General features: G+C 36.3%; 18 protein-coding genes and 1 pseudogene. 8 read left to right on the plus strand and 11 right to left on the minus strand.

The annotated features are described in order from the left end of the window. Window positions 1–38 precede the first annotated feature (38 nt). Window positions 39–794: an ATP-dependent DNA ligase gene (locus PQ474_RS14675; protein ID WP_273844700.1), complete on the minus strand. Its 756-nt coding sequence runs from the start codon at window positions 792–794 to the stop codon at window positions 39–41. Between the two features lie 174 nt (window positions 795–968). Between PQ474_RS14675 and PQ474_RS14680 the strand changes: the two genes are divergently transcribed. The 7 genes from PQ474_RS14680 (at window position 969) to PQ474_RS14710 (ending at window position 5,606) form a co-directional block, all read left to right on the plus strand. Continuing rightward, complete coding sequence (locus tag PQ474_RS14680) at window positions 969–1,232, plus strand: DUF6154 family protein (RefSeq protein ID WP_273844702.1); 264 nt, start codon at window positions 969–971, stop codon at window positions 1,230–1,232. 319 nt (window positions 1,233–1,551) lie between these two features. After that, window positions 1,552–2,745 (plus strand): chromate transporter, encoded by a 1,194-nt coding sequence (locus PQ474_RS14685; protein ID WP_273844706.1) that lies wholly within the window; start codon window positions 1,552–1,554, stop codon window positions 2,743–2,745. A 132-nt stretch (window positions 2,746–2,877) separates the two neighbouring features. Beyond that, window positions 2,878–3,009 (plus strand): hypothetical protein, encoded by a 132-nt coding sequence (locus tag PQ474_RS14690; protein WP_273844708.1) that lies wholly within the window; start codon window positions 2,878–2,880, stop codon window positions 3,007–3,009. 201 nt (window positions 3,010–3,210) lie between these two features. Further along, window positions 3,211–4,428, plus strand: a complete 1,218-nt coding sequence (locus PQ474_RS14695) for a glycoside hydrolase domain-containing protein (RefSeq protein ID WP_273844710.1) — start codon at window positions 3,211–3,213, stop codon at window positions 4,426–4,428. 314 nt (window positions 4,429–4,742) lie between these two features. Continuing rightward, window positions 4,743–5,153, plus strand: a complete 411-nt coding sequence (locus tag PQ474_RS14700) for a Fur family transcriptional regulator (RefSeq protein WP_273844712.1) — start codon at window positions 4,743–4,745, stop codon at window positions 5,151–5,153. Further along, on the plus strand, window positions 5,144–5,458 hold the full coding sequence (locus PQ474_RS14705; RefSeq protein ID WP_273844714.1) for a ferrochelatase: 315 nt from the start codon (window positions 5,144–5,146) through the stop codon (window positions 5,456–5,458). The genes PQ474_RS14700 and PQ474_RS14705 overlap by 10 nt, the downstream gene beginning before the upstream one ends. Next, entirely contained in the window at window positions 5,448–5,606 is a 159-nt protein-coding gene (locus PQ474_RS14710; protein ID WP_273844717.1) for a hypothetical protein, read from the plus strand. The genes PQ474_RS14705 and PQ474_RS14710 overlap by 11 nt, the downstream gene beginning before the upstream one ends. Window positions 5,607–5,743: 137 nt before the next feature. Here PQ474_RS14710 and PQ474_RS14715 read toward each other — a convergent pair whose 3' ends face one another. Next, on the minus strand, window positions 5,744–6,232 hold the full coding sequence (locus PQ474_RS14715) for a CBO0543 family protein (RefSeq protein WP_273844719.1): 489 nt from the start codon (window positions 6,230–6,232) through the stop codon (window positions 5,744–5,746). Window positions 6,233–6,599: 367 nt separating this feature from the next. Beyond that, on the minus strand, window positions 6,600–7,205 hold the full coding sequence (locus PQ474_RS14720; RefSeq protein ID WP_273844721.1) for a restriction endonuclease: 606 nt from the start codon (window positions 7,203–7,205) through the stop codon (window positions 6,600–6,602). A 164-nt stretch (window positions 7,206–7,369) separates the two neighbouring features. Between PQ474_RS14720 and PQ474_RS14725 the strand changes: the two genes are divergently transcribed. Continuing rightward, complete coding sequence (locus PQ474_RS14725; RefSeq protein ID WP_273844723.1) at window positions 7,370–7,540, plus strand: hypothetical protein; 171 nt, start codon at window positions 7,370–7,372, stop codon at window positions 7,538–7,540. A gap of 140 nt (window positions 7,541–7,680) precedes the next feature. On the opposite strand, the pseudogene PQ474_RS14730 reads toward PQ474_RS14725, so the two are convergent. The 8 genes and pseudogenes from PQ474_RS14730 to PQ474_RS14765 all read right to left on the minus strand — a co-directional run. Beyond that, window positions 7,681–7,890 (minus strand): annotated as a pseudogene (locus tag PQ474_RS14730) (glycerophosphodiester phosphodiesterase family protein); the annotation flags it as partial. A gap of 12 nt (window positions 7,891–7,902) precedes the next feature. Continuing rightward, window positions 7,903–8,088 carry a hypothetical protein gene (locus tag PQ474_RS14735; RefSeq protein WP_273844725.1) on the minus strand — a complete coding sequence of 62 codons (186 nt, stop codon included), beginning with the start codon at window positions 8,086–8,088 and terminating at the stop codon, window positions 7,903–7,905. A 112-nt stretch (window positions 8,089–8,200) separates the two neighbouring features. Further along, window positions 8,201–9,298, minus strand: coding sequence for a PRK06851 family protein (locus tag PQ474_RS14740; protein WP_273844728.1), 1,098 nt, complete (start codon window positions 9,296–9,298; stop codon window positions 8,201–8,203). A 166-nt stretch (window positions 9,299–9,464) separates the two neighbouring features. Then, window positions 9,465–9,707 (minus strand): hypothetical protein, encoded by a 243-nt coding sequence (locus PQ474_RS14745; protein WP_273844730.1) that lies wholly within the window; start codon window positions 9,705–9,707, stop codon window positions 9,465–9,467. Between the two features lie 441 nt (window positions 9,708–10,148). Next, on the minus strand, window positions 10,149–11,495 hold the full coding sequence (locus PQ474_RS14750) for a flavin monoamine oxidase family protein (protein ID WP_273844732.1): 1,347 nt from the start codon (window positions 11,493–11,495) through the stop codon (window positions 10,149–10,151). Window positions 11,496–11,651: 156 nt separating this feature from the next. Then, a complete protein-coding gene (locus PQ474_RS14755) occupies window positions 11,652–12,581 on the minus strand; it encodes a manganese-dependent inorganic pyrophosphatase (protein WP_273844734.1) in 930 nt (309 codons plus the stop codon). A gap of 125 nt (window positions 12,582–12,706) precedes the next feature. After that, complete coding sequence (locus tag PQ474_RS14760) at window positions 12,707–13,990, minus strand: DUF2254 domain-containing protein (protein WP_273844736.1); 1,284 nt, start codon at window positions 13,988–13,990, stop codon at window positions 12,707–12,709. A 310-nt stretch (window positions 13,991–14,300) separates the two neighbouring features. Next, window positions 14,301–14,561, minus strand: a complete 261-nt coding sequence (locus PQ474_RS14765) for a metal-sensitive transcriptional regulator (protein WP_273844738.1) — start codon at window positions 14,559–14,561, stop codon at window positions 14,301–14,303. Window positions 14,562–14,626: the final 65 nt, after the last annotated feature.

Raw genomic sequence — 14,626 nt, forward strand, 5'->3', positions numbered from 1 at the left:
ATCATACCAAATTTATAGGTGCTCGTATACTAGAAAGTTCAATAATCTGAAAGTTCATGAGAATTACATTTACTTTTTCTCTTTTTTAGAACTTGACGGTATTGATTATAAAGTATTTTTCGATTTTTCTTAGCCTGTACATTTATTACAAAGAACGTCTGTCTTTTTTTCTGATCTAATAACCAAGCAGAGCCCTGAGAAGATGTTTTCTTTTCCTTAACATACTTATAATTAATTATTTTCACCCAATCACTTGAACGCATACCCATTTGGTATTTGGACATAGGTTTTTTGACTACAATACCTTCTAACCCATATTCTTTTACAATATCGAAATACATTTGCGAGTTGCCTTCAACCCACTGAGAAGTCACAACTGTAATGTCATCCGTTGGAATCGTTTGATCTAACAATGTCTTGCGCTTTAAGAGTGGTAATTGAGTAACTCGTTTACCCTTATAGTACAAAATATCAAAAGCTACATACTGAATAGCTACATCTGTTAGTACTTGTTTAGACTTTAATCTATTCATTAATAGATCGTAGTTCGGTTTACACTCTCGGTCTGGTGCAATTAATTCCCCGTCTAAAACAATCCCTTTAGGTAGCTGAACCTCTAATATTTCTGGGAATAAATGAGTTACATCTTGGTTGTGCTTCGTGAATAATTTAATTTCCCCATTAAGGTTGCTGTAGATTAATCGAATTCCGTCTAACTTCAATTCAGTAATCACATTCGCATAATCTTCTGGTGGGGAAATCACCTCTTTTACTAACATTGGGGAAATAAGCATGAAATCACCTCACCCCTCATCATACACGGGACTGCTAAAATGATCATTAGTGTTTTATTGGCAGTAAATCATTGATCGAACCTGTCATTTTGTTTAGCTCTTCTATTATCTTAATGAATAATCGTATGAATCTACATCCATCCTAATACTACTTAACTTAAGGGGGATACGCTTTTGAAATTTATAGACGATTTATATCATCTATATAAAGATCATTTAACGGGTGACGAAGAAGATGCACTCATTATTATTGATGGAATTGTTCGCGATTTCAGTGATGAGGATATTAAAAAATTAATATCTGAGCTTCCAACTAAAGAACAGTTTGAAATGCTCTCCCTTTATTTATACGAGAAATTCCGTCTAAAAATAGCCAATGAAGGAATTGGACAAACTCTTAATCGAGATGATCAAGATGATGGTAAACTCTTTCACTAGTAGTCCAGTTATCAAAAGACCACTAGTGGCTACACAACATAACACCGAAATGGCGATAGGGGCAATTGCCCCACCTCCTTAGTTTTGGAAGGTTAAATCCCCAAAGTAAATCTTTTACTGGTTCTCTAAAAACACATCTTCACAATCTATATACCTTACATCCATTAAAACAGTATACATATACACTGTTTATCTCTACTTTTTTGAGTTAATCTCTTTTTTATTTTATTTGTAAATTCTCCCCACTTGCATTGAACGTTACTTGATCTTTTGTTACTCTTACATTATTAACATACATAATTAAATAGGGTGGGAAAATATGGGCAGTCTTTTTCAATCGAAATTAAAGTTATTACTAGAAATTTTTCTCGTTTCAACGAGACTAGGATTCACTTCTTTTGGTGGCCCAGTTGCACATTTAGGGTATTTTCATGAGGAGTACATTCGTAAACGTAAATGGATGGACGAAAAAGGTTACGCTGATTTAGTGGCCTTATGTCAGTTCTTACCTGGTCCGGCAAGCAGTCAAGTTGGGATCGGTATCGGAGTTATGAGAGCGGGAGTTTTAGGAGGAATCATTTCATTTCTTGGTTTTACTTTTCCATCCGTCGTTGTCCTTATCATCTTTGCATTGCTCTTACAAACCTTTGGTTTCTCTGATGCCGGTTGGATACATGGATTAAAATTAGTAGCAGTCGCTGTTGTCGCTCATGCGATTTTAGGAATGGCTAAAAATTTAACGCCTGATGTTCAAAGGAAAACAATTGCCTTATTAGCTGTTGTGGTTACTTTACTTTGGCAGACAGCCTTTTCACAAGTCATTGTTATTTTAGTAGCTGGATTAGGGGGGTTTTTCCTTTATCGACAATTGACAACCAATGATCCAGTCGATACAACCACCTTTCCCCTATCACGACGCTTCGCTATTGTATGTTTATTCTTATTTTTTGGTTTACTTTTTGCTTTACCTTTAATAAGAGAAGCTACGACTTCAAACTGGGTAGCTCTGTTTGACAGTTTCTATCGTGCTGGTTCTCTCGTTTTTGGCGGCGGTCATGTTGTTTTACCTTTACTTGAACGAGAATTTGTTCCTACTGGCTTGTTAAGTGAAGAACAGTTCCTTGCTGGTTATGGAGCTACTCAAGCAGTACCGGGCCCTTTATTTACCTTTGCAGCTTACATTGGCGCTATCATGTACGGCTGGCAAGGTGGCCTTATCGCAACCATTTCCATCTTCTTACCTGCGTTTCTTCTCATACTAGGGACCTTGCCTTTTTGGAATTCCTTACGACAAAATGATCAAATTCGAGCAGCATTAATGGGTGTGAATGCTGCTGTAGTGGGAATTTTAATCTCGGCCCTTTATTACCCTATTTGGACTAGTGCTGTTTTAACAACTCTTGATTTTGCTTTTGTAGCTATTTTGTTTAGTTTACTAGTATTCTGGAAATTCCCCTCTTGGTTAATTGTATTATTTGGAGCTATCGGTGGACTTTTACTTTCATTTCTCTAATACCATATGTATAAGCACGAACACTACGGATTCTCCGTAGTGTTTTTTAACATTTTGAATCTTAATGATTTTTACGTTGTTACTTTTTTAAAAAAACCTGCGTTAAATAGAAAACAGATTAGGAGGGTTCACATGAAGGAAGAATTCATTCATTTCTTTGAAAAAGCTCTAAACAGAGAACTAAGTGAGCTTGAACTAAAAGTGATAATAAATATGGTGAACCAGCAAGAAGCATTGAATTCTCCTGTTTCTAATAGTACGTGACAACATTTGCTCTTAGTGATTAGATCACTAAGAGCTTTTATTAATACCACGCGCTTCACCTCTTATGCCACACGGTTAACCTAATAAATCTATTAACCTCCGTTCGTTAAGTAGAATTTAAAGCAGCTTCTGCCCCTTTCATTCACGCATGTTTGTCCCGTTACGTATGATGAGTCGAGAATGTTTTGAGGTGGTGAATAAATGAATAAGAAAAATCTATCATTATGGTTGCTTGGTTTTGTCTCCCTCCTGTTTATCTTCACTCTCACTTTCTGTAGTCAATCCAATACGTCAGAACCTTCTACAGCTTTAGCTGATTCTACTGAAGAAACTAGCAATGAAGACAGCACAAACGACAATCATGATTCGAGGAAAAATAAAAACAGTCTTATAAACAATAACATTGATAACACCATAAAAAGTTCCTCTGATGAAGCTGATATTCATAATAATATAGAGAATCACATTGAATCGAATCAAGCAGATGTCAATAATTCTGTTGATAATACTATGAATAGTCATGGTGGTCAAATCAATAATTCAATTGGCAATTTGATCGAAGTTGAAGATGGAAATGTAAAGAATTTCATAAACAATCATGTAAATAGTGGAGAAAATAATACCATTGATAATAGTGTTACAAATCACATTGACGTCAATATCGGGTTAAATGTGACTAATAATATTACCAATGATATTACAGCTACGAGCAATGGAACAGCCAATGAAGAGAATAACAATGGTGAAAATGGAAGCAGTGACGAAGAAACACCTGAAACCGTATGGGGAGTTGATTCTGCTAGCTTAACAACAAACGAACTGCTCGCTTGTGTTCGTGCCAATTTCGGAGACCCAGAAGTATGGGGACGATATCTAGGTACAAATGAAGGAGTTTCCTATGGTTTAACGGAAAACGAAACTGATTTACTACATTCAAACGATATTCAAATTCTTGTTATTTGGAATCACTTTACAGATGGAACAGGGTATGAAAATGGTGAAAATGAAGCTACGGCAGCTGTTGAGACGGCTAGAGAGTTAGGAATACCTGAAGGAGTCGCTTTGTTTGCCAATGTCGAACCAATTTACCCAATCGATTCTGCTTTTATTCAGGCATGGCACGATGTGATGTCTGAATCTGAGTTTAGTTCTGGTATCTATGGAATATTTGACCCTAGCGAAGAATTGTATGTAGCCTTTGAAGAGGCTGCAATTGAAGATCCAAGTATTTTGGATGAGATGTACGTTTGGACAGCAGCTCCTAATGAAGGAATTACAACAGAAGCAAACGCCCCAGAAAACAATCCTGAATACCCAGACGGAGCATTACTTGCTGGCTGGCAGTATGGAATAGATGCGGAGACTTGTAACTTTGATACAAATCTTTTTGATGGTCAAGTGCTTGACGTCCTGTGGTAAAACGTGAGGTGAAAGTAAGGATTCCTTTTCTTATTTTCACCTTTTCCACTTACTTGTAATGTATACTTATTTAAAGTTATTATAATTAAGTATTGATTTTTCTTTGATAAGTGTTATCATTATCCATAAGTAAAACAAGTTGGCGTGTTCGTTTGAAAGTTATTATACAGTCTATTTTCGTACATGCTGCTTTTTTTTACTACACCATCTTTTCTCATCTTGATTTTATTTTATTCTCAACTCTCAATTCTCAATGATTAGGTATCAGTTAATAATCTGATACCTAATACAAATTATTAAAAGAGGGTCTTTGTATGCAGGATCAAGCAATAGTAGAACTCACCCCTTATTTAAAGGAACGTGGATTAAGAATTACCCCACAACGAATTAGCATTTTAAAAGTAATCATTGCTTTAAAAACACATGTAACGGTGGATGAAATACATAAAAAACTACCAAATATGAGTTTAGCAACTATTTATAGTAACGTTAAACTTTTTGTTAATTTGCGTATCTTAAGTGAACTTCCATACGGAAATGGGCTAAGCAAGTATGAATTATTTCAGACTACTCATTACCATGTGATTTGTTCTAAGTGTGGAAAAATTAAAGATTTTAACTATCCCATACTTAAAGAAGTCGAGTATCTTGGCTCTAATCTCACACAATATAAAATTCATAGTCATCAATTAGAATTCTATGGATTATGCAAAATTTGTCAATAACAGCAGAGGTGAAGACAGACTTCAGTATAGAAGTATACAATCGACGTGCCCAAAAAGTTGCTGAAGAATTAGGTGGATTAGAGATTCATTCAATCCATGATTGGTATCAAGAAAAGGGATTTATTCAATATTGGTCAGACCAAATTTCTAAGATACTGCTTGAACTTAATAAAGAGGAACTAGAGAGTACTGTGGTGATTTGCTCAGCTCATAGTCTTCCTGAAAAAATCCTTGAGTATTCTGATCCCTATCCAGATCAATGTACCTTTAGGATTTGTTTCCGATCATTTAGAGGTGCTCTATGACAATGACTATGAATGTAAAATAGTTACAGATGAACTAAAGGCGAACTACTACCGCCCCTCTATGCCTAACATTGACTCTAAATTTATAAATACTCTTGCCAATGTGGTATTGCGAGAAGTTATGACTATTAAACATAAGAGGAGTTAATCAATTTGAAAAAACATTTAATTTGTTCTCAATGCCAATCAGAAATCAAACATTTAAAGCACAGTACCATTTGTAACTGTGGGATTAAATTTAAAACAATCAAATCACTTGCCAGTTAAACTTCAACAAATGAAAACTTATTCGTTTTCATTTGTTTTTTTGTCCGACATACCTTCCAACTGCCTTACAAGACCAATTGTTGCTCTCACTAACCAAAATGTTAAGGATACGGAAATGAACGTATACGCATCCTTCCATTTTCTATATTTAATTAATTTGGTGTATCTCTCTGCAAAATGCTCTAATAAGGTCATCGGAACACTGAAGAGAAACACCTTAAAGAAGATTCCAACTAGGGTCGAGCGATATGTAATCTGATTATAAAGAACACAAATCATTGGAAAAAGTAAGCAATCAAATAATATATGTGCTTTGAAATAGTTGGGCAACAACCGAATTGGGTAGTTAATTCTTTTTTTAGATACAACTATAGAATCAAGAAACAATGAGTAAAACGCTTTTAAAAAGAAAACTAGCACCCAATCCTTCACAGGTCTTTTATACATAAATGGCAACAAAAGAAAACCAACTACCGTTAACATTTTCAATATTAATCGTTCAGTCATAACAAACACCCCTCTTATATTTAAAGTGTTTGTTTTTTTTATTTTTTTATTAACACTCAATTTTATTTGTATGCCTTAGAAGACTTAATCCCTACTACATCTTAAGTTCTAGTTGATTTCCATTTGTAGCATGAAGATTATTCCAACGATTCATAATATCCTTTTACTATAAGAGTTTGGAGGCATTCAAATGACAATTCATTTTGTGTTTTTTACTATCACAGTAAAAAAAAGAATTTACAAAACTGAGCAACTACAGGCGATATTCACAGACGAACATAAAAGGAAGTATTGGTCTTAAAAATTCTTCTATTTAATAGAAGAGTTTTTTTATGTTCGTCTCACTTGTGCAGAGCCTATAACTATATTACACATCTGACGGGTCCAGTTGTTTGATAAGCTCCGTCTCGCTTTCCATAGACTTAAGCCACATATCAACAAGTTCTATTCCGCTTATTATCTCTACCCCTAACCCCTCGGCATATTGCATGGCTTTATCCGTAAAACCTGCTGTTGTAATCACAAGTCCCCCTACAGCTCCCCATTTTTCCATATTAGAATGGACAAGCGCGATCGACTCAAAGCTCAAATCATCTTTGACACATTTGACCTGCCCTAGGTATAACCCGTCTTCTCGACGATTTTCAAAATCCACACCAAAATCGCCACTTGCCTTACTTACAAACATCTCGCCACCATAAATCGACTTAATAATATCTGCGACAAAATGCTCAAATGCTAACGGATCTTCTTTTATAAAGGTTGCACTGTACGAAGTCTCATCTTTGTTTTCTTTCTTAAAACGTAAATATAACCCCATCGCTAATGTTTGGCGTAATTCAATATCACTCTCAACCTTATCAAGTAGTAAGTCTGAGTATTCTTCTCTTTTGTGCTTCAATCGGATTCCGTTAATAAGCGTTAGGATCGTGATAAAAATAGCTGCTATCGTTATGATCGTTTGTAATTCCACTCTTTAACACCTCCATTAGTAAGTGTGTACAAAAGGAGGCACTGTCAAACAAGACGGTGGTAAATCCATAGGCACTGATAAAGGTACGGTTTTCACCTTTTTCAATAGCCTTTAAGCAATGAGTGGCACCGTTGCTTTGTCCTAAGCCTAGGGATTTTAGATGCGTGGCTTCGTTGGTAAAATTAGGTGATTTAGGTGTTAGCAAAATTGATTCCACCACATGGTCGAAGGCAATTGAAGCGATTCATCACCGTGGTCCTGATTCAACAGGGCCATATGGCCACTCTTCCTTCTGTGACTTCATCAACCATCTTAATAAGATCATGATCAAATGAAGCACTAATATTCGGACTTCAAGGTTAAACTATTGAATTAACTTCCAAAACTTTCTAACTATTATTAGGATTAATTCTGTAGCATTTGTATCTTTTATTTCAATCACCATTTTCATACTGAAAAAGCGGAAAAAATTTCGTTAACTGTTAGAGTTCCCTTTGCCTTTAAAGGGACATTCTCCATTTAAGTCTTGAAAATAAAATCCTGCATCAAGTTGTTTCACTTCTTCAAGCAACAATTCATCAACTCTTCCTTCTCCTTCTGTTGTTCGGTCAACCATCGGATCATGAATAGCCAGTAAATACTCATCTTTTGTTATATGTATATTAAACTCCAATGCATCGACACCTAACTCTACCGCTTATTCGAAAGCAGCCAATGTGCTTGATGGAGCGAGATGCTCTCCACCTTGATAAGCTATAATCAAAGGGTCCTCTCCATGAGAAAATGGTTTTACTTCTCTTCTTAAAAAATTCAATGTTATCCAAATAACGAACAGAACTCCTAGCACGATCAGTACTGTTTTTTTCTTCGATTTCTTTCTCATAAGATTTCTTCCCTTCGATTTTCATCTCTAGTCGTATACGCTTCTTTTCAATCATTCGCCTGCTCGTTAAAAAACCACTGATCCCTTGCAAAAAGGATCAGCGGTACGAATATTACTCTTTATTTATGACCTTCTCAATTTCCTCTAAAATCTCCATTTTAATTTGATCTATTTTCGTAAAGTCCATTGCCTCAATATAAAAAGATTCCAGCTTATCGCGCAGTTGCTTGGCTTCTGCTAAATAAGACACTCCTTCTTTCATCTTATCCTTATAAGGTTTCGTTGTCCTTGCGATGTCTTCTGCAAATTTTTCATCTGTTTCTGGGGCGATACACCTTGTATACATATCCACAACTTCATCCGTTTCTCTTTCTGGAAAATACTCATGCGGTGCGGTACTATCAAAAATAGCAATCCCTTGTTCTCTGAGGATAACCATATCTAAACTGTGCGGATCAAAGCCACAATGATACACCTCAACATCAAACCCTTTGGCTTCTCCCGCTGCTGCAATTTTTTTAAGCATCGTTGATTTACCAGAGCCAGCTCTTCCTTTTATAAAATAACGTTTCTCTACATCCTCTGTTAGATTTTGAATAAAGTCAACAGCACCTTTCGGGGTTGCTGCACCTAAAAAACGATGCTTCACTGTAGATTTTTTGTTTGACGTATCGTCATCAAAAAACAGTGTAATTAATTCATTGGTTAATTGATTCGCTTCCTCAAAATCCATATTATTAATATATATTTCCTCAATATCATCATGAGCCTTCAAAGCGGCTGCGAATGTATCGTATGCGGTTTGAAATTTCCGAGAAATTTCTTTGTTCAATTTAAGTATTTCTTCCTTATGAACAGCCAGTTTCTCTGAATCCCACGCTACTCCTAAATTCACATATTCATCTATAATTCCAGGGGCTTTCGGTTCAATAACATGAGGTGCAGTTCCATCCACTATTCCAATTTTGAATTTAGGGATAATGACGCCATCAATCGAGTTATTGTCGGAAGAACAATGTAAATATTCGATATCCAACCCTTTACTGACCATTTGCTCGCCAACAGCCTTCATAAGTGAGGACTTTCCTGTTCCAGGACCTCCCTTTAAAATAAATAAACGGTTTAATTGATTTAATGCATCTTCATAAAGGCTATAAAATCCTTTTGCTGTGTTTCCCCCTGCATAATAGTTACGAATTTTACCACTCATCTAATCACCCTTTCTTTCCTTTTACCTCAACATATGTAGATATTCTCACAAGGGTGAATGCCTAACTTTGTTATATTTACTCTTTTTCATTATCAATGTTAGATTTGGATCTACAGCAAAAAAAGCCTAACATCTACATGTTGGGCTTTCTTCTGGCAATTTCCATCTAGCCAATTTTCTCTTCGTTAGCGCCATCATTCAATAACGCACGCTTATTAAGTGTTAACTCATTTCTATTTACTAAATAGTTCATGTGTTCCGAGGGCATTGAACCGTGACCTTTTCCATTTCCGAGAGTAAATTGAATGGTTTTTTCACTTTGCCGAATAATAGTTAGCAATTCAGCTGAGTTAAAATGTCCTTTCGCTGTTTGAGCAATTTTATATTCCGTTCCCTTTTCAAATGTCATCAAGGACCCCCCTTTTGAAGTTTTGCTGTTAGTATCTCTCATATGATTCGTTTCATACATAAATATTCCATTCCTTCCAAACCTATACTTGTATAAGAACAACTTACTTATGCTAATAAGTCACTGAAGTTGTTCTTGAAAAAGGGGAATATGACCTCGTTTTTTCAAAAAAACTTATTTTGAATTATATTGAGGTGAAATGGTGAGTATCCAAGTTACTTTACCTTTGTCTCTTTTTTAATGATTCTTGTATGCTGATTACCTACTATGTAGGAAAAAGAGTAGAAAACAGTTTTTTAAATATATTCCGTCATGTTAAGGAATGAGACAATAGAAGTAACCTCGCTTTATAAATCCCACATAAAAACCTGTAGAGCAGTTTTTTACAGGAATATTTTTAGTTTTACTGATTAGTTTCATTATACCTAGTGAAGAACGCCCTTACCTTTTAAAATACCTTATTACTTCTGTTGCCGCTCTCTCCCCTGATTGAACTGCGCCTTCCATATACATTCTCCACTCTGTAGCGGTTTCTGTTCCCGCCCAATGTAAGGGACCTATAGGAGGTAAGATCGTTTGGCCGAATTGGCTGATTATACCTGCTGAAAAATGGGTTCCATATCCTCCACGAGTCCACTCCTCAGCTGACCAATCTTTTTCATGAATTTCCCTTGTTTGTAGGGCCTCTTTTCCAAAAAAGCGGACGAGATTCTCTCTTTCTTCTTTCTTTCGCATTTCAGACGACTTTTCGCTCAATTTTCTGGCAGAGTCACCCGTAACGAGTGCAGTCAAAACACCGTTTTTGCTTTTTGGTGAAGAACTATCTATTGTTAGTTTTACTAGCCCTTGATTAGAATAAACCATACCGCTTAACCCTTGCTCTCTCCAAAAAGGTCGCTCATAAACAAAAATAATTTTGATGACGGATGGTAATCCTGCTCGCTCATTGAGTTGAGCTCGATTCGCCGGTAGTGGAGGATCAAAATGGATTCGTGTTAATAGGTTCGGAGGCATGGCTACAATCACTTTTTTCGCTTTCCACGTTTGTTGATCTGTAAAAACTACAGCTTGATTATCCTCATACGTTATAGTCTTTACTGGACTATCATATCGAATTTGTTCGTTTAATGACTCGGATATTTTTCTAACAAGGCATTCTGCTCCCTCTTCTATCCAAAGATCTTCAGCTGTTAGCAAGCGCTCAATTGACCCAGCTCCCCTTATACACCACAGCAAGTCTAGTGTCGATACTTCATATAATTTGCTGCATAAGGCTTCTTCTAGTAAAAGACGATAAAAGGATTTTGCTAAAGGGGTGTATGTATGTAATTCAAGGAATTCTTCTACCGTTTTTTTATCCAGCTCCCTAGCAAGTTGGGACTCCCAAGGTTGAGTAGAATTTATTTTCTTACTTCGTTTGTTTAACTCTCTCTTAAAATGACAGATATCTACTTGTTCGAAGAGTGACATCGATGGCCACGCCTTTTCCGTTTTTTCGATTACTCCATCGATATCATAAATCGTTTTCCCCTCTCGGTAAGTTGAAACTAGCCTAAGTCCATAATCACGTACTAACTTCTTCACTCTTTCATGGTAAGGACTTATCCATTGTGCACCTAAATCAACCGGTACACCCTCCCCTGATTCGATTGTATGAATTCGTCCACCCGCGCGACTACGCGCTTCTAATAGAACAAACGGAATTTTGTGTTTCTTTAATTCAAGCGCAGAGACCAAGCCGCTTAAACCAGCCCCTATTATCACAACATCTATTTCTTTGACTCCCACACATCATTCCTACTTTCATTAAATGAGCTTTTTTAGTTCAGTATTTGGTTGAATGGTGCGGTTTTATGCATGTCTATTACATACAAAAGAGAGTGACCTTCAGCCACTCTCTCTTGTATGTACGAGGATTGGATGTTGCAAACCTCATAAGCCTTATTATTTCGAGAATCCTTCTGTTAATTGTGGTACCACTTGCTTCTTACGTGATACAACACCCTCGAGCGTAGCTGTGTGGTTCTCTAATTTAACATTAAATCCTTTTTCAACAGCTTCCGTTTCTTTTCCTAAAGCCAATACAACAGAATCGTTATTTAAAATATCTGTTACAACTAATACAAACAAGCTTAATTCTTTCTCCGCAATCACTTGAGTAATTGCTTCTTCTAACTCAGCTTGTCGTGATAGAACATCATTTGTATCGACTGCATTTACTTGAGCAATTTCAACTTTGTTGCCCGCCATATCAAACTCTTTCGCGTCTAGAGTGATTAATTGGCTAATCGTTTTATCACTTAAATCCGCTCCAGCTTTTAGCATCTCTAAACCGTACGCCGCACTATCTACTTCAGCAATTTTTGCTAGTTCTGCTGCTGCATCAACATCTTCTTGCGTGCACGTTGGCGATTTAAATAAAAGAGAATCAGAGATAATCGCCGATAGCATTAACCCAGCGATTTCTTTAGTAATGGAAACATTTTTCTCTTTATATAATTTTAATAAAATTGTTGCTGTACAACCGACTGGCTCAGCACGGTAGTATAGCGGATCTGTTGTTTCGAAATTGGCAATGCGATGATGATCAATAACCTCTAATACACGAACGTCATTAATATCACTCGCACTTTGTTGACGCTCATTGTGATCCACCAAGATGACGTTATCCACTTCATTCGCAACTGTTTCAACTAAACGCGGTGCTTCTGCTTTAAAGTAATCCAACGCATATTGAGTCTCTCCATTAACTTCACCTAAACGAACAGGTTCTACATTTAAACCTAGCTTACTTTTTAAATCAGCATAGGCAATTGCTGAACAAATTGTATCAGTGTCTGGATTTTTATGACCAAAAATAAGTACTTTTTCCATTTGTTCCACTCCTTATGTATATGATTAGGGTTTTGATTCCTCAATTGCTAATTTTACCATTACCTCATGCGGACAACAATATTTAATAGAATCTTTTTCCTAGTTTTATGATCTGTTTTCCCTCTTTAATCTTCAATAATAGATCGCAATTGATTCATTTTTCCCTTTAGATACTTTAGGTCTTTCTGATGCAGAACGTTTTTATTAAAGCTTTCACTAATATATTGGCTAAAGTGCCAAATTTCTTTTTGAACGGATTTATCATTTTCTTCTGCAATTAGGATAAATGCATCATATGCAGCCAGTAAAACTGAAATATCTTCTCGACCATAATGACAGATTTGATAGAAAGTCGCATAAAGCACATCTTCAATTGGTTTTTGTGGAGCAATTACTTTTACACCACTTTCGTCTGAGTAGATCGTGTAACAGCCATCCTGTTTGCATACATCAGCTAAAAGTCTTCCTAAATGTAAAAGGCCATCAATCGCTGTATTCGGATCATTGATTCCCGGTGATATCGCTCGAAGTGTTACTTCTACCACTTTGCGAATGCCAAACTCTACATCTTGAAGAATGGTCCGCTCTACACCGACCTCTACAAATTTATGCATATTTACATGAGGGAATTTCTTTTGATAATAGACGGTAATTAGCGGTTTATTTTCTGTTATAAATGCGCCAATTAATTGATTGACCTCGATCACGAGATTATGCTTTCGCGCTAGGTTATATAAATGATGATATTCAATTAACTGAATATAGCCAAAGGATTCACTTTTGAACTCCTTCTTTGAATATAAATGAAGGGGAATCTCAGGTTTTGTCTTTGCAATCGTTATCCTTTCATTTCGCTTCTTTGTCTTTTTCCGGTCTTTTACCGTTTCCAACGTTTGCCTTGTTAAATCACTTATTAGCTTGTTCACTTGGATTGACGTTGCTACAAAGTGAATAAAGTAAGCAAAGAAAGCGAGGCATACAATTGAGAATAGGACAGCAATAGTAGCACCCAACACTTCATATTCTAAATCTTCCCTCATGAATAACAAGGATAGGATGCTATACATGAATCCTCCCATGTAAACCCCTAGAACCCTCATCGTGACTTTATTCGTAATGAAATCAGATAAAGTTCTCGGTGAAAACTGCGAAGAATATGTCGTTAGTACAACCATAATGGTTGAAAAAGTTATGGTGATCATCGTTAATAATGCAGCCGAAATGGTGGCGAATATCGTCTGTGCTAAACTTACACTAATCAATAAGTTAGCCGGAACTACGGCCTCCACTTTATCGCCATGAGCCGTATCAATCCAAATAATGAAACCCGCTAGAAAGGAAGAAACGATACAATAAGCACTCGGTATTAACCAAATATTTTTTCTGACTTTTAACACCCATTCGATCACACCGGACACCCTTTCCTCATTAGATGTCTATATGGTTTCCAAAGACAAGCAGATTATCAGAATCACCGAGGACCGCTAAAAAAGTTGGTTATATCTTTTGGATGGCCTCGAAGCCATTTAAATATTTTAAAAGCCAGCTATGAGTGGTACTCATTGCTGGCTTTTAACGTGCGGATTCATTGCTCCTTGTCAGTGGATTCACGTCTCTTTTAACGTTGAGAAATGACATCCTTTTTCTTTTAATTTTCTAATGAGTGTAGGCAAGATTTGGATGGTCTGTTCAAGCTCATGAAGTAAAAGAATAGATCCACTAGCGACTCTTGACTAATAAGTTCACCGCTTCTTGTATAAATACTTCCGTATCTTCGCCTTTATTAATTTGTTCCCTTACACATTGTTCTAGATTCGTGCTCACAACTAGACCGATCGTACGGTCAAGTGCATTTCTTGCAGCTGACATTTGTGCTACGAGGTCTTTACAATCTTTTTCCTCCTCCATCATTCTTAACAATGCCCGAACTTGTCCTTCTACTCGTTTCACTCTATTTTTCATTTGATCATTGTATTTCATTTGGTTCACCCCTTTATTCCATTTCTTTCTCTTATCATATTTTATACACGCTAGGGTATGTCGTC

Source organism: Halalkalibacter alkalisediminis (assembly GCF_028610705.1).
Taxonomy (GTDB): Bacteria; Bacillota; Bacilli; order Bacillales; family Bacillaceae_D; genus Halalkalibacter; species Halalkalibacter alkalisediminis.